This is a genomic window from Actinomycetota bacterium (genome assembly GCA_035640355.1).
Taxonomy (GTDB): Bacteria; Actinomycetota; UBA4738; order UBA4738; family HRBIN12; genus CALGFI01.
In genome coordinates this window covers 123,256-143,165 of the sequence record DASQWI010000017.1, presented here as the reverse complement: position 1 = coordinate 143,165, position 19,910 = coordinate 123,256, and the positions used below count along the sequence as shown (strand labels likewise).

Below are 19,910 nucleotides of genomic sequence, written 5' to 3'. Positions count from 1 at the left end.
GCGAGCGCTGAAGGTGCTCCCCAACCGAGAAGCGTTCGACGCCCTCGCATCTGCGGGCGCGCTCGCGCCGGTGTGGACAGAGCTGCTCGCCGACGTCTCGACGCCGGTCGGAGTCTTCCCTGCACTCGCGGGTGACGGGCCCGGTGTCCTGCTCGAGAGTGTGGAGCGTTCCGAGCGGTGGGGCCGGTACTCGTTCGTCGCTGGGGATCCTGCCGCCGTCGTCGTCCTGGATGAAGGCGGCCTCCACGTTCACGACGTCGTCCGCGATCTCGGCTTCGACGTTCGTTCGAGCGGCAACGCTCGCCGCGATCTCGTTTCTCTGGCGACACGCCTTCGAGCTCCGCGCGTCGATGGGCTCCCGTCGCTCACTGGTGGACTCGTCGGCTTCCTTTCCTACGAGGCCGCGCAGCTCGTCGACGGACATCCCGTCCCCCCCGGCGAGACCCCGGCGCCTCCCATCGGCTTGCTTGTCGTGGACCGGGCGATCGTGTTCGACCACTGGCGGCAGCGGCTGCTGCTCGTCGCGCACGTTCCGGCCGGCGGCTACGACGGCGCCGTCGACGCGCTGGAGGAGCTCTCCAACCGCGTCTCATCGCCTGCAGCTCCTTCCCCCGAGCCGCTCGGCGACGGACTCATCGACTCGGGCGGGGACGCGAACATGACGGACGACCACTTCCGCGACATCGTCCGGACGATGAAGGAGCACGTCTACGCGGGCGACGTCTATCAGGTCGTTCCGTCGCGTCGCGTCAGCTTCACCTCGTCGCGCGGCGGCCTTCCCGTGTACCGGCGTCTCCGCGTAACGAATCCGGCGCCGTACATGTTCTTCGTGCGGATGCTCGGACTGGAGCTCGCGGGTTCGTCGCCGGAGCCGCTCGTGCGCGTCGAGGGACGAACTGTCGTGAGCAGACCGATCGCGGGCACGCGGCCGCGGGGGGAAACCGAGCTCCGCGACCGTCTGTACGAGCACGAGCTTCTCGCGGACCCGAAGGAGCGCGCGGAACACGCGATGCTCGTCGACTTGGCTCGAAATGACCTCGGTCGCGTCTGCGTGCCGGGGACCGTCCGACCGACTGAGCTCATGGTCGTTGAGCGCTTCTCGAAGGTGATGCACATCGTGAGCACCGTGGAAGGCGAGCTCGCAAACGACTGTCATCCGCTCGACGCCCTGTCGGTAACGTTCCCCGCAGGTACCGTGACCGGTGCCCCCAAGCGGCGGGCGATGGAACTGATCGCCGAACATGAGCCGACCCCGCGCGGACCGTACGCGGGCGCCGTGGGGTACTGCACCTTCGCAGGCGACCTCGACTTCTGCATCACGATCCGAACCGCGGTCGTAGCGAACGGCCGGGCGCACGTCCAAACCGGTGCGGGGATCGTTGCGGACTCGGATCCCGATGTGGAGCTCGAGGAGACGAATGCGAAGGCGGCCGCATTGCTGCCGGCGGTCGTCGACGCGGAGAGCATGCGGGGCGTGCGGGGGGCTCAAGAAGCGAGCGAGCGAGAGCGAGCGAGCGTAGCCCCCCGTGACGAGGAGCGGGGAACGTGATCCTCGTCGTCGACCACTACGACAGCTTCACGTTCAACCTGGTGCAGCTGATCGAGAGCCTCGGCGAACGGACCGAGGTCGTCAAGAGCGACGCCGAGCCCGCCGCGCGTCTGCTCGAGCGCAAACCGTCGGCGGTGGTCCTGTCGCCCGGGCCCGGACGGCCTGAGGACGCCGGGTGCTTCCCCCAACTGCTGGAGATCCTTCCCCAGGAGACTCCCGTTCTCGGCGTGTGCCTCGGCCACCAGGCTCTGGGCGTTTCGGCGGGTGGCATCGTCGAGCGCGCGACGCCGGTCCACGGGAAGGCGTCACTCGTGCACCACGACGGGAAGGGCCTGTTCGACGGAGTACCGAACCCCTTCGAGGCGGCGAGATACCACTCGCTCGTGGTGAGACGGGTCGGCCTGCCCGACGGTCTCGAGCTCACGGCGTGGAGCGACGACGGCTTGGTGATGGCGACGCGCGATCGGACGCGTCCGCGTTTCGGCGTGCAGTTCCACCCCGAGTCGATCCTCACGCCCGACGGGCCGAAGATCATCAGGAACTTCCTCGCTCTGGCGCGCTAGCCGCCTCTGCCGCTCAGCAGGAGATCGTTCCGTCACCCGACTGCTGGTCGCACGTGTCCGCGCCGGGGCCGCCGAACAACTCGTCCTCACCGCGGCCCCCCAGCAACGCGTCCGCCCCATCGCCGCCGAACAGCGTGTCGGCCCGGGCCAGGCCCGAGATCACGTCGTTGCCGTTGCGTCCGTCCAGCACGTCGCGGGCGCCGCTCCCTTCCAGCTCGTCGGAGCCAGAACCGCCCACGATGCCCTCGACCCGAAGGAGCCGGTCGGCCCCCTCCCCGTGTGCCACCCCGCCGGCGAGGCTCGCGCGGATCGGCTTGGTCGCGAAGTCGAACCGGGCGAGATCGAACCCCCCACCACCGTCCAGGAAGTCCCTGCCACCCAGGCCGACGAGGTCGTTCTGGCCGCCGTTCCCGACGAGCTCGTCGGCGAACGGACTTCCGATCGCGCCCTCGACCTGTTGTAGCGTAACGACGTCCGATCCGGTCGTCGCGCTACCCACAGCGAGATCGACCGCCACTCCGGACGAGGCGTTCTCGAAGGAGACGAGGTCGATTCCGCCACCGCCGATCACCGTGTCCGTCCCGCCGCTCGGAAGCAGCACGTCGTCGCCACCCTTGCCGCAGATCACGTCGTCGCCGGGCGTTCCCTCCAAGAGATTGCCGCGGTTGCTCCCCTCGATCGTGCACGAACCGACCGGCGGTGGTGGTGGCGCCGAGCCTAGCGCCGCGATCGCCGCCGGGATGTCGAGTCGATGGAAACCGCGGTTCACGAGCCGATCGTTCAGCACGGGACCGGAGACTCGAAAGGCATTGTCGACGGTGGTCGGGTCGGCCGTCGGCGAGGCGTCGGCGATCGCTGCCACGGCCCCGGCCACGTGGGGCGCGGCTTGGGACGTGCCGCCATACGTCACGTCGGCCGCGGTAATGAGCACGCCGGGCGCCAGCACGGTGAGGAAGTTGGCGACCTGCGAGAAGCACGCGATCTTGTCGGCCGACGTGGTCCTGTCGGTGCACGCGCCGTTGCCCGAGCCGGCCGTCACCGAACCGAGGTCGGAGTCGTAGACCGCGCCGACGCTGACCGCTCCCGGCGTACATGCCGGCCGAGCGATCCCCGCGCGTTCGGAGCCGGTGCTGAATCGGGAGTTCCCGGCGGCGACGACGGGAACGATGCCCGCTGCGCGTGCGTTCGCGAACGCGGCGACGTAGGGGTTGCTCGGCCCTCCGCACTGCGATGTGTGGAACGACAGGTCACCGAAGCTGAGGTTCATCGCCCGAACGTTGTAGATCGATTGATTGGCGATCGTGAAGTCGATCGCTTCGAGGACGTCGGAGGCGAACGCGACGTTCCGATCGAACACGTCGAGCGCGAGGATCTTCGTATCGGGCGCGACCCCCACGACGGTGCCGGCGACGTTCGTCCCATGCAAGACGGGGTCGTCGAACCGACCGTCGGGGCGCGCCATCTCCTCCGAAACAACCACCGCGCACGTTTCGGCACCGGGGCCAGCCGCGCAGTCGCCGAAGTCGGCGCGTGTGTGATCGACGCCGCTGTCCAGGACGGCAACCGCGGTGCCGGCGCCGGTGTGGCCGGCCGCCACGGCGGCCGGCTGGTTGATGAGCGGGAGGCTCTCATCGAGGAACGCCCGATACGCGCCGTTCGCCGCGATCCCCACCACCGAGGGATCGGCGGCAGCGCGTTCGAGGACGGCCCGCGAGGAAACGCGGACATGCAGGATCGGGAGCGTTTGGTAGTCGTGCACGACGTCGAGCCGGGGGATCCGGGCCCGAACGGCACGCTTCAGCTGCGCGTACGCCGGCACGACGGAGCGAAGGAGCGCACGCGAATTACCGTCGGGGATCGAAGCGCGCGCGCGAGCCAGCGTCGCGTCCCCGCTCAGGACGAGGAGGGCCTCGGCACGGCCGTTCCGCGCAACCGCTAGGGGAACACGCCGATCGACGCTCGCGCCACCGGTCGACGCGGTGTCTGCCCTGAAGACCGTCGTGAGTCTCGTGGCGAATAAGGCGCGCCCGGCGGCTCCGGCGCGAGATGCGACCGCAGACGTGGATGCGCCAGAACCAACTACAAACAACAGCGAGGTCCCCGCGACGACGACGCGGCGGGCCAACGGAGCGGGCAACCGGTCTTTCTCCCCTGTCAGAAGTCAACGCATGATGTCGCGACAGACGGCGAACGACAACGACCGAACGCGTTCGCGCGCCGCGAACGACCGAGACTGTTCAGGCCTTCGAGGGGGACACCGCCGGCTCCGGAATGACTGGTCCGGCTGTCGCTCCGTCGTCGCCGACGCCGTCGTCGGATGCGCGCTCGGCCGCGATCTTCCGAGCCTCTTCGATGAGCCGATCGACGAAGCGATCCTCGGGGATCTTGTCGACGACCTCGCCGCGGACGACGAGAAATCCTTGGCCCTTCCCCGCGGCGATCCCCAGGTCGGCCTCGCGCGCCTCGCCCGGTCCGTTCACGACGCAGCCCATCACCGCGACACGGATCGGAACCTTCATCCCCTCGCGCTCGAGCGCCTCGTTCACCTGCTTGGTGAGCCCCAGGACGTCGACCTCCGCACGCCCGCAGCTCGGGCAGGCGACCAGATCAAGGCCGCGACGCCGAAGTCCGAGCGACTGCAGGATCTGGATACCCACCTTGACCTCCTCGACGGGGTCGTCGGTGAGGCTCACCCGGATCGTGTCGCCGATCCCTTCGGCCAGCAGGGCCCCGATGCCGACGGCGCTCTTCACCGCCCCGGTGGGCATGGGCCCCGCCTCGGTGACGCCGAGGTGCAATGGGTAGTCGCACGACTCGGCAAGCAGGCGATACGCCTCGATCATCACGCGGGGGTTCGAGTGCTTGACCGAGATCTTGATGTCGAAGAAGTCCTCGTCCTCCAGGATCCTCGCCTCGGCGAGCGCACTCTCGACGAGGGCGTCGGCCGTCGGCGAGCCGTGGCGTTCGAGGATCTCCTTCTCGAGCGAGCCGGCGTTGACGCCGATCCGGATGGGAACGCCCCGCGACTTCGCCTCGCGCGCGATCAGCCGGACCTTGTCCTGATACTTGATGTTGCCGGGGTTGATCCGCAGGCCCTGGATGCCCGCCTCGAGCGCCGCCATCGCGTACTTCCACTGGAAGTGGATGTCGGCGACGACCGGCACGGTCGACTTCGCCGCGATCGCACGAAGCGCGTTCGCGTCCTCCCAGTGTGGGACGGCCACTCGCACGATGTCGACGCCGGCGGCGACGAGCGACGCGATCTGCTGCAGCGTCGCGTCGACATCGGCGGTCTTGGTCGTCGTCATCGACTGGACGCGAACGGGCGCGTCTCCGCCGATCGTCACCGCGCCGATGGAGATCTGCCGGCTCTTCCGTCGTTCCGCCTGCATGAGATCAGTCTCCCAGACGGCTATACGCCGAACGCGTGGAACACCACGCGGCGTTCCTTCGGCTCGTCCATCTCGAACAGGATCAGCCGCTGCCACCGCCCGAGCATCGGCTCGCCCGACGAGACGGGGATCGCGTGCGACGTCGCCGATAGGAGCATCGAGGTGACGTGCGAGTGCCCGTTCTGCCGCTCGTGCGATTCGGCCAAGTTTTGCGTGCGCCGGTCGAGGTCGTCGTGCGCGTAGTAGGCATCCTGGGGGATCAGACGGAGAACCCGCTCGCGGAAGTCCCGAAGCGCGCCGTCCTCCCATTCGTTGATCAGAAGCGCGCACGTCGTGTGCGGACAGAACGCGACGACCGCGCCTTCGGTCACGCCAGAGTCCTTGATCGCCCGTTCGAGCTCGTCGGTGAGATCGAGGTACGTGTGCCGGCCCGGCGCGGTGACCTCGACGGCGGTGGTGGCGGATTTCAACGGCTCCTCCTTGTCTCCGGCACGTTCGCCTCGGTCGCGACCGGCAACTCGAACGTGAACGTGCTTCCCTTCCCGGGCTCGCTCTCGGCCCAGATGCGGCCGCCGTGCGCCTCGACCACTGAACGCGCGATGGCCAGGCCGATCCCCGTACCTCCCTCGTCGCGAGAGCGCGCGCTGTCCACCCGATAGAAGCGCTCGAACAACCGCGGCAGATGCTCCGGCGCGATCCCCGGACCCGTGTCCGCGACGGCGACGTCGACCGCACCGTTCCGCCCGGACGCCGTGATCGTCACGCGACCGCCCGACGGCGTGAACCGCACGGCGTTGTCGAGCAGGTTGAACAGGACTTGGTGGACGCGTTCGGCGTCCGCGTATACGAGCGGCAGGTCGTCGGGAACCCGCTCGTCGAGCTCGACCGCGCGACGCGCCCGGACGACCTCGAACTCCGAAAGGACGCGGTCGACGAGGGGGCGGAGCGAGAGCCGCTCACGCATCATCGGCACGTCGCCCGCTTCCAGACGCGACAGCTCGAGAAGCTGCTCCACCAAGCGCGTCAGACGTTCCGTTTGCGCGAGCATCATCTGGAGCGTGTGGGCATCGGGCCGCTCGACGCCGTCGAGCAGGTTCTCCAGGTGCGCTCGGAGCGCCGAGATCGGCGTTTTGAGCTCGTGCGACACGTTGGCCACGAGGTCCCGCCGGAGGCGTTCGAGGCTCTCGAGCTCGCCGCTCATCGTGTTGAACGCGACGGCGAGCTGTCCGACCTCGTCGCGCGATGCCGTTTGAACGCGCTGACGGTAGTCGCCGGTCTGCATCCGCTGCGCGGCCTTGGCCATGTCGCGAAGGGGCTGCGTCATCCCGCGGGCGAGCCATCTCGCCACGGCCAGCGCGATCGCCGCCGCGGCGATGCCGGCGACGACGAGCTGCCACCAGAATTCGAACGGGAACCTCGTCGAGGCCACCCAGAAGCCGGGCTCCTCGCGCGCGGCATAGAACATCCCGCCGGCACCCTGCTGGCGCCACGGCACGGCGGCGAACATGACCCCGTCCTGCACGCCGACGTGGACGCCGCCGTCGAACGTTGGAAGCTCTCCGAGCGGCCCTCCGATCCACCTGAGGACGCCTCCCTCCGTCCAGGCGTAGGACGTGGTGCCGTCGTCGGCGAAGGCGTCGCTGCGACTCTGTGTCTGCGCAAGACGAAGCAGCTCGACGAGGTCCGCGTCGCGGAACGAGTTCCGCAGCGCGAACCCGAGCAGGAAGTACACGAGCGCGACGGTGAGCCCGACGGCGAACACGATCACCGAACCCAGCTTGGCGCGGATCGTGGGGAGCTTTTCGAACGGTCGCATTCTCACCGGCGGCCTCCGCTCAAGCCGCGTCGTCGCGGAACGCGTAGCCGACGCCGTGCACGGTTCGAACGAACCGTGTCGTTCCGTCCTCACCCAGCTTGCGCCGCAACCTCGCGACGTGCGAGTCGACGACGCGCCCTCCCGCGTAGTCGCGGTAGCCCCACACGCGATCCATCAGCTGCTCCCGCGTGAACACCACGCCGGGGTCGCGTGCGAGTGTGAGAAGGATCTCGAACTCGAGCGGCGTGAGCTGTACCTCGATGCCGTCCACATATACCCGGCGCCGCGCGGCGTCGATCGAGAGCGCCCCGAGGCCAAGCGTCTCACCCGACGTCGCCTGCGCCACGCGCTCCGATCGTCGAAGGATGGCGCGCACACGGACGGCGAGCTCCCGTAGGCTGAACGGCTTGGTGAGGTAGTCGTCGGCTCCGACGGCGAAGCCCGCGACCTTGTCGGCCTCTTCCGTCCGAGCGGTGAGCATCAGTACGGGAACCCACCGGTCGCGCTGCAGTCGCTTGCACACCTCGAGCCCGTCCATGCCCGGAAGCATCAGGTCTAGCACCACGAGGTCGGGTGGCTCTCGCTCCGCCGCGTCGAGGGCCTGAGCGCCGTCGGCCGCGACCACGACCCGGTATCCCTCGCTCTCGAGGCGTGCGCGAACGGCCTCCGCGATCGCCTCCTCGTCGTCGACGACCAGGACGGTTTGGGGGGTCACGTTCGGAATCGTATCCGCGCGCCATGGGGAGCCCGTGGGAGCGTTGTTGAGAAATCGTGACGGCGCGATGCCGCGTGCTCAGACCGGAGGCTTCACGATGTCGACGTACACGACGGCGATCGTGAACACGATGAGGAACGCTGCGACGGCGGCGGACACCGGGACGACCTTACGCATGTCGACCGGCCTGCCGAGGAGCTTCTCGACGACGAGAAGCGCGAGATGACCGCCGTCGAACGGAGGCAACGGCAGCAGGTTCAGCACACCGACGAACACGTTCACGATGGCGAACAGGAACAAGATGTCGCCGAAACGCCCCTCGGACGCGAGGCTGCCCGCGAACCGCCCCACGCCGACGACGCTCGACACGTCCTCGTTCCGCCTGGGAGCGTCGGTGAACGCGAGCTCGAACACGCGGCCGACCCCCTCCGGTCCGAAGATGCGTCCGACGTTCTTGATCGTGCCGACGGCATGCTCTCCAACGAGGTCCGCACCCCCCGAGAGCGCGCCGATCGGTCCGCTTGTCTCGCGCCTGCCCTCGCCGAGCCGGACGCCGATCCGCGCGACCTCCTCACCGTCCACCTGGGCAGGCACCGGCACGATATCCACCGTGAACCGCTCGCCGTCGCGCTCGAACGTGAACGCGAGGGGCTCGCCGACGTGTTCCTGCGTGCGCGCCAGGACCACGTCGGTTGAGGGGTCGTCGACACCGTCGACGGCGACCACGCGGTCGCCGGCGCGAAGACCCGCCTCGACGGCGGGCGACGTCTGTCCCTCAAGTCGTCGTTCGACCGCGACGATCTGCGGACTGTTCGTGGTCGGCTGGCCGACGAAGCCGAGCCACAGCGCGAAGCAGGCGATGGCGAGGACGAAGTGCGTAGCAGGTCCCGCGACGATCACCAGCGCTCGCTGCCACTTCGGTTTCGCCCCGTACGTTCGCGGAAGATCCTCCGGAGCGATCGTCTCGTATGGGCTCATCCCCGCGATCTTCACGTAGCCCCCCGCGGGGATCCATTTGAATCCGAACTCCGTGTCGCCTCGCATCGTCGACCAGATCTTGGGACCGAACCCGATGAAGAACTCGTTCACCTTGATCCCGAACGCGCGCGCCACTGCGAAGTGCGCGGCCTCGTGGATGACGATGACGATGACAAGCGCAACGAAGAACGAGACCTGGCCGAGCGCGCCCACTGTTGGGCCTTACCGCGGCGCCTCGATGATCTCGGCGGCGCGCTTGCGCGCCCAGGCGTCGGCGCGCTCGAGGTTCACTACGGACACCACCGATGACGGCGCCTGGTGCTCGTCGACGACCGCCTGCGCGATCTCGACGATGCGGGTGAGCGGGATCTTCCCCTCCAGGAACCCCATGACCGCCACCTCGTTCGCCGCGCTCATCACCGCGGGAAACGTCAGGCCGAGCTCGCCCACGCGGTAGGCGAGGTCGATGGCCTGGAATGCCTCGCGATCGACGGGTTCGAAGGTGAGCGTGCTGTCGACGAGCGGAACCGAGCCGACGCCGGTCGGCAGCCGCTCGGGCCACGCGAGCGCGTGCTGGATCGGAAGACGCATGTCCGGCAACGAGAACTGCGCCTGCATCGACCCGTCGCGGAACTCGACGAGCGCGTGGATGAGACCTTGAGGGTGGATCACCACATGGATCTGCGAGTAATCGAGGCGGAACAGGTAGTGCGCCTCGATCACCTCGAGGCCCTTGTTCATGAGCGTCGCCGAATCGATCGTGATCTTGGGGCCCATCTGCCACACCGGGTGCGCGAGCGCCTCCTTCACCGAGGCCTTCGCCAGCTCCGAGCGGGTCCACCCGCGGAACGGACCGCCCGAGCCGGTCAGGATCACGCGCTTGACGTCCTCGCGCCGCTCGCCACGCAACGACTGCGCGAGCGCGGCGTGTTCGGAATCGACCGGGATCAGCCGCTCGGGCTCGCCCTTGATGAGGTCCAAGACGAGCTCGCCGCCGACGACGAGGCTCTCCTTGTTCGCGAGCAGGAGCGTTTTGCCCGCCTGAAGCGTGGCCAGTGTCGGCCCCAGCCCGGCCGCACCGACGAGCGCGTTGAGGACCATGTCCGCCTCCGCGTCGCGCGCCAGCGTCTCGGCGGCGTTCGGGCCGACGTGGACCTCCACGCCGCGGATGCCGGCGAGCCGCTCTCGAAGATCCGAGGCGGCCTCCTCGTCCGCGATGGCGACGTGCGGCGGCAGGAACTCGCGGATCTGACCGACGAGAAGTTCATGGTTGGTTCCCGCCGACAGTCCAACCACGCGGAATCGGTCGGGGTTGCGCCTGACGACGTCGAGCGCCTGCGTGCCGATCGACCCCGTCGACCCGAGGATGATGAGCGTGCGCACGGACTCAAGAGTACCCCGGAGCGGCTGGATTCACGGGAACCAGTTCACCGGAGCCCGGGTGCGGGTCGCGCGGTGAGCGAAGGCGAACGATCTGCGGCCCCGAGTGAAGTGCCGAGTGTTAGAGCAGCAGGACGCGCAGATACATGAACGCCGCGGGCGCCACGAACAGCAGAGCGTCGATACGGTCGAGCACGCCGCCGTGACCCGGAAGCACGCCGCCCATGTCCTTGAGGTCGAGGTCCCGCTTCAACAGCGACTCGGCCAGGTCGCCGAGCGGGGCGAAGATACTGACGACGACGGCGAGACCGACCGAGGCCGGAATCGTGTCCAGCAGCCCGACCGCCGGCGCGACGGCTCCGATCGCGATGGCCGCGACGACGAAGGTGGCGCCGATCGCCCCCTCCCACGACTTCTTGGGACTGATGTTGGGTGCGAGCGGCCGGCTTCCCCACCACGTTCCGACGACGAACGCGGCGATGTCGTACGCCACGGTGAGCCCGATGATGGAGAGCGCCAAGGCTCGTCCGTCCGTGAGCTCCAGAACTGCGAGCGCGTACCCCGCCAGCAGCGGAATGTACGCCACGCCGAGGAGCGTCAGCCCGATGTTCGACACGACGTTGCGACGATGCGGCGGCGGCACCGTCATGTACCAAAGGAACGTCGCGACGACCGTGAGTGCCAGGACGACCAGCATCGCCGCCTCGCCCCGGTAGTACGCGGCGCCGAGCATGAGCGCACCCGCCGCGAGACCGAGCGCAGTTGCCGGCTGGTAATGGCGCTTTTGCAACGCGAAGTAGAACTCGCCCTGCGCGAGCAGAACCAAGATGCTTGCCACCACCGCGAATGGCCCCGGCCCGATCGCGATCGCGCCGAGCGCGAGAACGGTGAGTACCAGCCCGGTGAGGAACGCCATCGGCACGTCGCGTCCGGCGCTGACGCGCTCGGTATCGGCGCCGACCTCGAGCGCGGTCGGTTCCTGCCAGCTGGGACCGCCGAGTCCCTCTGAACCGAGTCGCACGGTGCGTGAAGCCTCGACTCGAGCCGGTTCGACCTCTTCGTCCTCCTCGTCCCCGAGGAGGGCCGCGATCTGGATCTCCTCCGTCGCGCCGGATGGCGCGCCCACATTCACCTCGTCGCGGACCGATGCGGCGAATCGGTCCGCGGCCGCCTCGACCGACTCGAGGTCGGGGGCGCGGTCGGTAGCGGCGCTCGGTTCGTCGAGCTCGGCGACGACCGGTTCGTCGTCGTTCTCGTCGGGGCCCGGGAGGTCGACGTATGCTCCGGGCGCCCGTGACAACGCCTCCCGGGTGATCGCATCGTCATCGTCCGCCTCGGACTCGAGCAGGTGCGCGGATACCCCGTCAGCGTCGTCATTCGGCTCGTCGCGCTCGGTCGGAGGCGACGCGAACACGTCCTCCTGACCGACCGACGACGTCTCGGTTTCGTCCTCGTCGACGTCCTGGATGCGGAGCGGCTGCTCGGCTTCAGATCCGGCCGTTTCCTCCGGGCGCGGAGCGGCGCGCGATCCGGTCTCCGCCGACCGATCGTCGGTCGACTCGGGCCAGTCGACGTCTTGAATGGGCGCGAAGAACTTGTCCAGGTCCTCGAAGAGCTGTTCGCCCTGGCCCCGCTCCTCGTCCTCCGGCACTAGATCTCCTTCAGCTCGCGGTCCTTGTGCGCGACGACCTCGTCGATCTCGGCCACGTGCTTGTCGGTGACCTTCTGGAGCTCCTTCTCCGACCGGACCAGGTCATCTTGGGAGATGCCGCCTTCGCGCTCAAGCCCTTCGAGCTCCTCCTTGGTGTGCCGGCGGATGTTCCGGACGGCAACCCTGCCCTCCTCGCCGCGATTGTGGACCAGCTTGATGAGGTCCTTGCGGCGCTCCTCCGTCAGGGGTGGGAAGCTCAGCCTGATGACGGTTCCGTCGTTGCCAGGCGTGATCCCGACGTCGCTCGACATGATGGCCTTTTCCATGGCGGCGATCGCGTTCCGGTCGTACGGCGTGATGACGAGGGTCCGGGGTTCGGGAACGCTGAACGACGCGAGCTGCTGGATGGGCACCTGCGTCCCGTAATAGTCCACCACGATCCGTGAGAGCAAGGCCGGCGTCGCTCGTCCCGTCCGGATCCCGGCCAACTCGTCCTTGAGCACCGAAATGGCCTTGTTCATCTTGTCGGTTGCGTCCTTGAGCGCGGAGTCGACGGTCACGCCCCACCACCGTGGACGAGCGTTCCGATCGGTTCGCCCGCGACGGCGCGCCGGATGTTGTTCTCCGTACGGAAGTCGAAGACGATGATCGGCAGCTTGTTCTCCATGCAGAGGGTGATCGCGGTGGCGTCCATCACCTGGTAGCCCTCGCGGAGCACGTCGAGGTACTCGATCGAGTCGAACCGGCTGGCGTTCGGATCGACGTGCGGGTCAGCCGTGTAGACACCATCCACCTTCGTGCCCTTCAGCAGCGCCTGTGCGCCGATCTCGAGCGCTCTCTGCGCGGCCGTCGTGTCGGTCGAGAAGTACGGCACGCCGATGCCCGCGGCGAAGATGACCACCCGGCCCTTCTCGAGGTGCCGCGTCGCGCGGAGCGGGATGTAAGGTTCGGCGATCTGAGCCATGTGGATCGCCGTCTGAACCCGCGTCGCCACGTGGACCTTCTCAAGCGCGTCCTGCAGCGCGAGCGCGTTCATCACCGTCGCCAGCATGCCCATGTAGTCGGCACGGGAGCGGTCGATGTCGGGCGCCTGACGCCCGCGGAAGATGTTGCCCCCGCCGACGACGACCGCGCACTGGACTCCGATGTCGACGACGTCGGCGAGCTCATGGGCGAGCATCCCGGTCGCGGCGGTCGAGATGCCGTACCCGGTGTCGGCGGGAGCGAACGCGTCCCCGGAAAGCTTCAGCAGGACGCGGCGGTACATCGGCCGGGCGGCGTTCTCGACGTGAGGATCCTCCGACACCGGCCCCCCTTCAGCCCGCATCCTCGCCGAGCCTGTACCGGACGAAGCGGCGCACGGCCACCTTCTCGCCGACCTTGGTCGAGACCTCGTCGAGCAACTGCTGGATCGTCCGGCCGTCGTCCTTCACGAACTTCTGGTCGAGCAGGACGGTCTCCTCGTAGAAGGACTTCATCTTCCCTTCGACGATGTTCGCCAGGACGTGGTCCGGCTTTCCCGTCTCCTTCGCCTGCACCTCGTAGACGTGGCGCTCGCCGTCGGCGACGGCGGACGGAACGTCGTCACGCGTGAGGTACTGAGGCGCGAGCGGGCTCGCGACGTGCAGCGCGATGTCCTTCGCGAGCTGCTTGAAGTCATCGGTGTTGGCGACGAAGTCGGTCTCGCAGTTCACCTCGACGAGTGAGCCCACCGTGTTGTTGAAGTGGATGTACGACTCGATCCGCCCCTGGTTGGCGGCGCGACCGGCGCGCTTGCCGATCGAGGCCAGGCCGCGTTCGCGGAGTAGCACCACGGCCTTGTCGACGTCGCCGTCCGCGTCCTGCAAGGCGCGCTTGGCGTCCATCATCCCCGCGCCGGTCATGTCGCGGAGCTGCTTGACGAGCGCCGCCGGGATATCGGCCATCAGTCGGTCGCCTCGGTCGTCGCGGCCTGCATGGCGGGGGTAGCTGGCTCGGGCTCCGGCTCGATCTCCGGACCGGTGGCGCGGGTGACGACGGCCTCGCGCCCGATCTGCCGACCTTCGGCGAGCGCGTCGGCAACGATCCTCGTGACGAGGGCGACCGAACGGATGGCGTCGTCGTTGCCGGGGATCACGAAGTCGACCTCGTCGGGGTCGCAGTTCGTGTCGACGATGGCGATGACGGGCACGCCGAGCTTGCGCGCCTCGTTCACGGCGATGTGCTCCTTCTTGGTGTCGATGACGAAGACGGCGTCGGGAAGGCGCTCCAGGCTCTGCATCCCACCCAGGTTCCGCTCGAGCTTCTCCTTCTCGTGCCGGAGTCTGATGGCCTCCTTCTTCGGTAGGTAGTCGAAGGCGCCCGTCCGCTCCATCTCGCGTAGCTCGCGCAGCCGGAGCAGTCGCCGCGAGACCGTTTGGAAGTTCGTGAGCATGCCGCCGAGCCACCGGGTCGTGACGTAGGGCATGCCGACGCGCGTGGCGCTCTCCGCGATGACCTCTTGCGCCTGCTTCTTCGTCCCCACGAACAGCACGACGCCGTTCCGCCGGCCGACATCGCGGACGAATCCGTATGCCTCCTCTAGGCCCGACAGGGTCTTCTCGAGGTCGACGATGTAGATGCCGGAGCGTTCCCCGTACAGGTAGCGGCCCATCTTTGGGTTCCAGCGTCTCGTCTGGTGCCCGAAGTGAACGCCCGCCTCGAGGAGCTCCCGTCTGGTGACGACGGGCACGATGTTCCTCCTTCTGGTTGCATCCTCCGCCCGGATCTGCCCGCCGCGGCCCGTTGCCGGGACCCCGCGAGGACTCCTCGGACGTGTGAGCTCGGCGCCTCTGGGCGCCGGCGGAGGGCAGTCTAGCAGCGACGATGCGCGAGGGCTTACCGCCGCCCGCGCGCTCCGGCCGACGCTCGGGCCGGTTGCCGCCGCCGGGGGACGGGTTGCTCCGGCACGTTGGGCTCGGCGATCACCCACCGGTACGCGAACGCGGCCATGAATGCCACGTGAAGGACGTTGACGCCCAGCACGAACACCCACGACACCAGAGATGGATTCGCGGTGATCTCGCCCCCGCCGGGGGCGAATCCGACCACGACGGGGAGTGCCAGGAAGAAGTAGAGCGTGCACAGCAGGAGATGTCGCCCCCCCGGAAGCATCGCGGCACGTCCCGATCGCCGCAGTGACTCGGTGACGCCACGGCTTTCCCGGATCGCAGCCGCGGGGGCGAATCCCAGGAAGAACAGGCCCGCGACGAGCGCGGCCACAAAGCCGAGGAACCCGATCCCCGGCCCGAGAATGGGGAACACGATGTTCCCCGCGACGATCAGGCTGAACGACAGCACCGAGACGGCGAGCGCGGTGGGGAAGGCGCGCAGCCCGAGGATCGCACCGGTGAGCGTCACTCGGCCAGCCTCCAGCGACTCGAGGATCATGCCGGTCAGCACCGACGTGATGATCGCGCGCAGCAGCAGAGCGAGGCCGGTGAACATGAGGAACGACGAGCCGAACCCGAAGACGCTCGCGCCGGTTCCGAGGTCGAAGTACGTGCTGATCGGCGGCATCGCGAGCAGGTCCACAGTCCTGCCGGGCGACCCCTCGAAGCCGAGCGTGATCAGGCCGATCCACGCCGCGACGACGAGTGCGATGGCCAGCCCCACGAGCGCCGGCTGCGACGCGACGGCGAGGAGCCCCCGCCCTAGGGAGCGCCCGAGCGGCGGCAATGGCGACGGACCGGAGCCGAACAGCGCGCCACCGAACAGGCCTCGGGGCCGGTCGGCGGCGCGAACGTCGTCCGCATCCGTCGCGGGCGCGCGCCGTCCGTCCTTGGGGGCAGGGCCGGTTCGTCGCCGTCCTTTCCGCGAGCTCACGCTTCGTCCTCCCGCTCTTCATCCGCTTCATCGCCGGCATCGGCGGCGACGAGCGCCCGATCACCCATGCGGCGGCGGATCAGGACGCCTGGGACGAGCGCCGCGGCGAGCACGATGACGCTGGCGACCGCGATACGAGTCAGCGTCGTGCCCGCCTCGAGCTCGGTGGGCGACGGCTCGTCGATGAGTCGGCCATCGGGGTCGTTCTCGAACGCGACGAGTCCCGGGTCGTTGCCTCCCCTCACCGCCACGATCGCCTCGGACGAGGCGGCGATCGTGCCTGCCAGCCCCTCCGACGGGGCACTCTGCCAGTTGAGTCGACCGGACGCCGCGTCCACGGCCACCAGTCGGCCATCGTTGAGCCCGAGCAGCACCCAGCGATCGATGATCACGGGCGAACTGCGCACGACGACCTCGTTGAACTGGAAGCTCCATCCACGATCGCCGTCCACGGGATCGAGCCGATACAGCCCTCCGCCGATGTCCGCCACGTACACCGCGTCCTCGCCCACGGCGGGCGCCGTGAGCGGCGAGAACAGCTGAAGCGCCAGCGAGGACCACCGCTCCTCTCCGTCCTCGACGCCGAACGCGCGAACGAGCCGGTCCGCCAGGCCGACGATCACCGCGTCTTCGGTGAGCGCCGCGGATGACGCCGCCGTCGCGCTCAGCTGCGGCGTGATCTGCCACAGGCGTTCGCCGTCGTCGGCGTCGTAGGCGGCGACGACGACACGACGCGAGTCGTCGTCACGCGAGATCGCCACGGCGCGGCCGTCCGACGCCGCGATCGAGATGTCGATGCGTCCGGGCATCTCGCTCGTCCATCGCACCGTGCCGTCCGCGACGTCCACGGCGTAGAGCGTTCCGTCCTGGTCTCCGACGTACGCGACCTGGCCGTCGACCGTGACTCCGCTTCGAGACTCGGCGCCGAGCGGCACGCGCCACACCTCAGCTTGATCTTCCAGACCGATCGCCACGAGGGATGCGCCGACCGCCTCGCCCTCCTCGTCCGACGACGGTGAGGGCGACCCCTCCGTGGGCGGGGGCGACGGCGACGGTGTGGTCGAAGCTCCCCCGTCGACGTACAGCAACGTGAGCCGCCTCCCCGACGCGATCGCGGGGGACGAGACCGGTCCGTCCGCGCGAGCGACGTCCCACGCCAACTCGCCCGTCGCGACGTCGACCGCGTACACGGATGCGCGGCCAACGGAGATCGCCAGGCCGTCGACGATGACGGCGCCCGAGAGCCCCGATCCGTCCGGGCTGGTGAACGTCCACCGGGTTCGATACGGAGGTGCCGGGCCGCTCTCGGATACTCCACGATGTTCGGGCCCGCCCTGGAACTGCGGCCACTCGGCGCCACCACTCGTTTGTGCGAACGAGCTCGCGGCGGCGAGCGCATAGGAAACGACCGCGGCGACCGAAAAGACGACGACGACCGGCGTGCGCCGGCATGCATTCGCCAGGAACGAGCGCGTCCGTGACATGAGAGGTCGAGAAGCGGCTCATCCTATCGACGCGCCGTCGATCCGCGACGCGAGCTGCGTCAGGCGGCGACGTCGTCCAGCGGCGCGAGGCGGATGAACTCGGAGACGTTCGGCGGCACGAGGAACGACAGCGGATCGAGGTAGACCCCGTCCCGCCGGACGCCGAAATGCAGGTGCGCCGTTGTCGAGTCCGGATGTCCACGCCCGCTCAACGCGATGGCGGCGCCCCGGGGAACCGAGTCGCCCTTGCGGACGAGGCTGCTCGAAAGCCACGAGTAGGTGCTGGTGAGCCCTGCACCGTGGTCGAGCGTCACGAACAGCTCACCGCCGATCCTGCCGGCGAACGCGACGATGCCCGGCTCGGGAGCGATCACGACGGTTCCGACCCCTGTCGCGATGTCGATTCCGCGGTGACCCGCGCCGAACGGTGTGTCGGGTGGATCGAACGTGCCCATGACCGGTCCGACGACGGGCCACGCCCACGTCCCCGACGTCGGCGCCGCGGCGCCCAACTCCACGACGACGCGGACCGGCACGGTAACGGTCAACGCGAGCAGAAGGGGGAGGACGGAGGGAACCACGACGCCCACCCGCACCTCCTTCGAGGCATCGAACCTTAGCCTTACGGGTCTTCGGATGGTGTGACGCGCCGCACAGTGCGAACGAGCGCAATGGTGTATCGCGAAGCGTCAGTCGGTCTCGACGAACTGCAACCGCAGCTGCCCGACCGCCTTCGTATGGATCTGGCAGACGCGCGACTCCGTGACGCCGAGCACGTCGCCGATCTCTGCGAGCGTGAGCCCCTCGAAGTAGTACAGGGTCACGACGATCTTCTCGCGTTCGGAGAGCGAGTTGATCGCGGCAGCGAGCATGCCGCGCGTCTCCTGACTCTCGAGGCTCGTCGTGGGGTCGACACCGCGATCGGCGAGCGTGTCGAGGAGCGAGATCTGCTCGCCGCGATCGGTTCCCACCGAGAGCAGCTCGTCGAGAGCGAAGACCGACACGAAGGAGATCTGGTTGATGACGTCGTGCAGCTCGCGAAGCGAGACGCCGAGTCGTTCGGCGACCTCTCGCTCGCTCGGCGCGCGCTTCAGGATCGACTCGAGGTCCGCGTACGCCTTCTCGATCTCGCGCGCCTTGAACCGAACCGACCGCGGCACCCAGTCCATCGCGCGGAGCTCGTCGATGATCGCGCCCTTGATGCGGGGGATCGCGTATGTCTCGAACTTGTTGCCCCGCGGCGGCTCGAATTTCTCGAGCGCGTCGATCAAGCCGAACATCCCGTATGAGACGAGGTCGGCCTGCTCGACGCTCGACGGCAGTCCTGTCGCGACACGGCTCGCGACGTACTTCACGAGCGGCGCATAGTGGAGGATCAACCGCTCACGCGCGGACGGCGACGCGGTTCGCTTGAACTCCTGCCACAGACGGGAGAGCTCGTCGGTCGGGTCGGGCTGGGGCCGCCCGCTGCGCACGGTTGTCGACGCGGTCGATACGGTTACCGGATCGACCTTCGTCGACGCCTTCACGACGACCTTCGACGAGCCATTGCCCGCGGCCTTCGGCCGCTTCTCCGATGTGTTCGTGGCGCGCGCCATCATGCCCTCGGATGACTCTGTCGGTACGCCTCGAACAGGCGCGCACGAGAGACATGCGTGTACCGCTGGGTCGTCGCGACGCTCGCGTGCCCCAGAAGTTCCTGAACAGCCCGAATGTCTGCCCCTCCCTCCAGCAAGTGCGTCGCGAACGAATGTCGAAGCGTGTGTGGCGTCACCCGTCTCCCCGCGAGAGCGGCGCCCCCGTATCGTCCCACAAGGCGACGGATGTCGCGTACACCCAACTGGTCGTTCTTTCGGTTTAGGAAGAGCGCGGGTTGACTGTCGGCCGCCAATATCGGCCGTCCTCGTCGGATCCACGCCATCAGGGCGTCACGAGCGGGGGCCGACAGCGGTAGTTCGCGCTCCTTCGATCCCTTCCCGAACACCAGGACGCGCCCGCGCCGGAGGTCGACGCGGTCGAGCGTCAGGCCGGCAACCTCGCTCACGCGGAGTCCGGACCCGTACATCAGCTCCAGGATGGCGCGGTCCCGAAGGGCGACGGCACGCGCGACGTCGTTGTCGCTCGCCGGCTCTGGTGTCTCGACGAGGGCCGTCGCTTCGGGAACCCGCAACACGACCGGAAGGCGCGACGCCACCCTCGGCCTGCCGAGGAGCGCCGCCGGATCCACGTGGACATGATCGTTCGCCGAGGCCCATCGGTAGAAGGTGTGGATCGCCCCGACGCGACGCGCCACCGAGGCCCGCGCGTACCCCAGCGTCGAGAGTTGGGCGAGGTATCGACGAAGGTCGTGAAGCGTCGCAGAAGGGAGCGATCGACGAAGACGCACCAGGAAGCGCGCCAGCTGCGTGAGGTCGCGGCGATACGCCGTCACCGTGCCCCCGGCCAGGTGACGTTCGAACGCGAGATGCCCACAGAACGCCTCGATGAGGCGTGCGTCGCCGCGGGGAAGCTCGTCGGAGGCGGCCATGCGGTCGGTCCC

19 protein-coding genes are annotated in these 19,910 nt (G+C 68.6%); 2 read left to right on the top strand and 17 right to left on the bottom strand.

Annotation, left to right across the window (positions count from 1 at the left end):
- Positions 1-13: 13 nt before the first annotated feature.
- Positions 14-1,549 (top strand): anthranilate synthase component I family protein, encoded by a 1,536-nt coding sequence (locus VFA08_09325; protein ID HYZ13789.1) that lies wholly within the window; start codon positions 14-16, stop codon positions 1,547-1,549.
- Positions 1,546-2,112 carry an aminodeoxychorismate/anthranilate synthase component II gene (locus tag VFA08_09320; protein ID HYZ13788.1) on the top strand — a complete coding sequence of 189 codons (567 nt, stop codon included), beginning with the start codon at positions 1,546-1,548 and terminating at the stop codon, positions 2,110-2,112. The genes VFA08_09325 and VFA08_09320 overlap by 4 nt, the downstream gene beginning before the upstream one ends.
- 13 nt (positions 2,113-2,125) lie before the next feature.
- Here VFA08_09320 and VFA08_09315 read toward each other — a convergent pair whose 3' ends face one another.
- The 17 genes from VFA08_09315 to VFA08_09235 all read right to left on the bottom strand — a co-directional run bounded on the left by VFA08_09315 (position 2,126) and on the right by VFA08_09235 (position 19,898).
- Positions 2,126-3,931 carry a S8 family serine peptidase gene (locus tag VFA08_09315; protein ID HYZ13787.1) on the bottom strand — a complete coding sequence of 602 codons (1,806 nt, stop codon included), beginning with the start codon at positions 3,929-3,931 and terminating at the stop codon, positions 2,126-2,128.
- Positions 3,932-4,349: 418 nt separating this feature from the next.
- Positions 4,350-5,504, bottom strand: a complete 1,155-nt coding sequence (ispG, locus tag VFA08_09310; GenBank protein HYZ13786.1) for a flavodoxin-dependent (E)-4-hydroxy-3-methylbut-2-enyl-diphosphate synthase — start codon at positions 5,502-5,504, stop codon at positions 4,350-4,352.
- A gap of 20 nt (positions 5,505-5,524) precedes the next feature.
- Positions 5,525-5,974, bottom strand: coding sequence for a secondary thiamine-phosphate synthase enzyme YjbQ (locus VFA08_09305; GenBank protein HYZ13785.1), 450 nt, complete (start codon positions 5,972-5,974; stop codon positions 5,525-5,527).
- Positions 5,971-7,320 carry an ATP-binding protein gene (locus VFA08_09300; GenBank protein HYZ13784.1) on the bottom strand — a complete coding sequence of 450 codons (1,350 nt, stop codon included), beginning with the start codon at positions 7,318-7,320 and terminating at the stop codon, positions 5,971-5,973. Before VFA08_09300 ends, VFA08_09305 begins: the two co-directional genes overlap by 4 nt.
- Positions 7,321-7,339: 19 nt before the next feature.
- Positions 7,340-8,035 carry a response regulator transcription factor gene (locus VFA08_09295; protein ID HYZ13783.1) on the bottom strand — a complete coding sequence of 232 codons (696 nt, stop codon included), beginning with the start codon at positions 8,033-8,035 and terminating at the stop codon, positions 7,340-7,342.
- A 78-nt stretch (positions 8,036-8,113) separates the two neighbouring features.
- Entirely contained in the window at positions 8,114-9,226 is a 1,113-nt protein-coding gene (locus VFA08_09290) for a M50 family metallopeptidase (protein ID HYZ13782.1), read from the bottom strand.
- A gap of 9 nt (positions 9,227-9,235) precedes the next feature.
- Positions 9,236-10,396: a 1-deoxy-D-xylulose-5-phosphate reductoisomerase gene (gene dxr, locus VFA08_09285; GenBank protein HYZ13781.1), complete on the bottom strand. Its 1,161-nt coding sequence runs from the start codon at positions 10,394-10,396 to the stop codon at positions 9,236-9,238.
- Positions 10,397-10,514: 118 nt separating this feature from the next.
- Complete coding sequence (locus VFA08_09280; GenBank protein ID HYZ13780.1) at positions 10,515-12,044, bottom strand: phosphatidate cytidylyltransferase; 1,530 nt, start codon at positions 12,042-12,044, stop codon at positions 10,515-10,517.
- On the bottom strand, positions 12,044-12,565 hold the full coding sequence (gene frr, locus VFA08_09275) for a ribosome recycling factor (protein HYZ13779.1): 522 nt from the start codon (positions 12,563-12,565) through the stop codon (positions 12,044-12,046). Before frr ends, VFA08_09280 begins: the two co-directional genes overlap by 1 nt.
- A gap of 35 nt (positions 12,566-12,600) precedes the next feature.
- The gene (gene pyrH / locus VFA08_09270) at positions 12,601-13,311 is read right to left on the bottom strand and encodes a UMP kinase (protein ID HYZ13778.1); all 711 of its coding nucleotides are present in this window, start codon (positions 13,309-13,311) and stop codon (positions 12,601-12,603) included.
- 49 nt (positions 13,312-13,360) lie between these two features.
- The gene (gene tsf, locus VFA08_09265; protein HYZ13777.1) at positions 13,361-13,969 is read right to left on the bottom strand and encodes a translation elongation factor Ts; all 609 of its coding nucleotides are present in this window, start codon (positions 13,967-13,969) and stop codon (positions 13,361-13,363) included.
- The gene (gene rpsB / locus VFA08_09260) at positions 13,969-14,754 is read right to left on the bottom strand and encodes a 30S ribosomal protein S2 (protein ID HYZ13776.1); all 786 of its coding nucleotides are present in this window, start codon (positions 14,752-14,754) and stop codon (positions 13,969-13,971) included. The genes tsf and rpsB overlap by 1 nt, the downstream gene beginning before the upstream one ends.
- 146 nt (positions 14,755-14,900) lie before the next feature.
- The gene (locus VFA08_09255) at positions 14,901-15,887 is read right to left on the bottom strand and encodes a hypothetical protein (protein ID HYZ13775.1); all 987 of its coding nucleotides are present in this window, start codon (positions 15,885-15,887) and stop codon (positions 14,901-14,903) included.
- The gene (locus VFA08_09250; protein ID HYZ13774.1) at positions 15,884-17,371 is read right to left on the bottom strand and encodes a PQQ-binding-like beta-propeller repeat protein; all 1,488 of its coding nucleotides are present in this window, start codon (positions 17,369-17,371) and stop codon (positions 15,884-15,886) included. The genes VFA08_09255 and VFA08_09250 overlap by 4 nt, the downstream gene beginning before the upstream one ends.
- A 59-nt stretch (positions 17,372-17,430) precedes the next feature.
- Positions 17,431-17,961 (bottom strand): M23 family metallopeptidase, encoded by a 531-nt coding sequence (locus VFA08_09245; protein ID HYZ13773.1) that lies wholly within the window; start codon positions 17,959-17,961, stop codon positions 17,431-17,433.
- A gap of 99 nt (positions 17,962-18,060) precedes the next feature.
- Positions 18,061-18,969: an RNA polymerase sigma factor WhiG gene (gene whiG / locus VFA08_09240; protein HYZ13772.1), complete on the bottom strand. Its 909-nt coding sequence runs from the start codon at positions 18,967-18,969 to the stop codon at positions 18,061-18,063.
- Complete coding sequence (locus VFA08_09235; GenBank protein HYZ13771.1) at positions 18,969-19,898, bottom strand: tyrosine recombinase; 930 nt, start codon at positions 19,896-19,898, stop codon at positions 18,969-18,971. Before VFA08_09235 ends, whiG begins: the two co-directional genes overlap by 1 nt.
- Positions 19,899-19,910 lie beyond the last annotated feature (12 nt).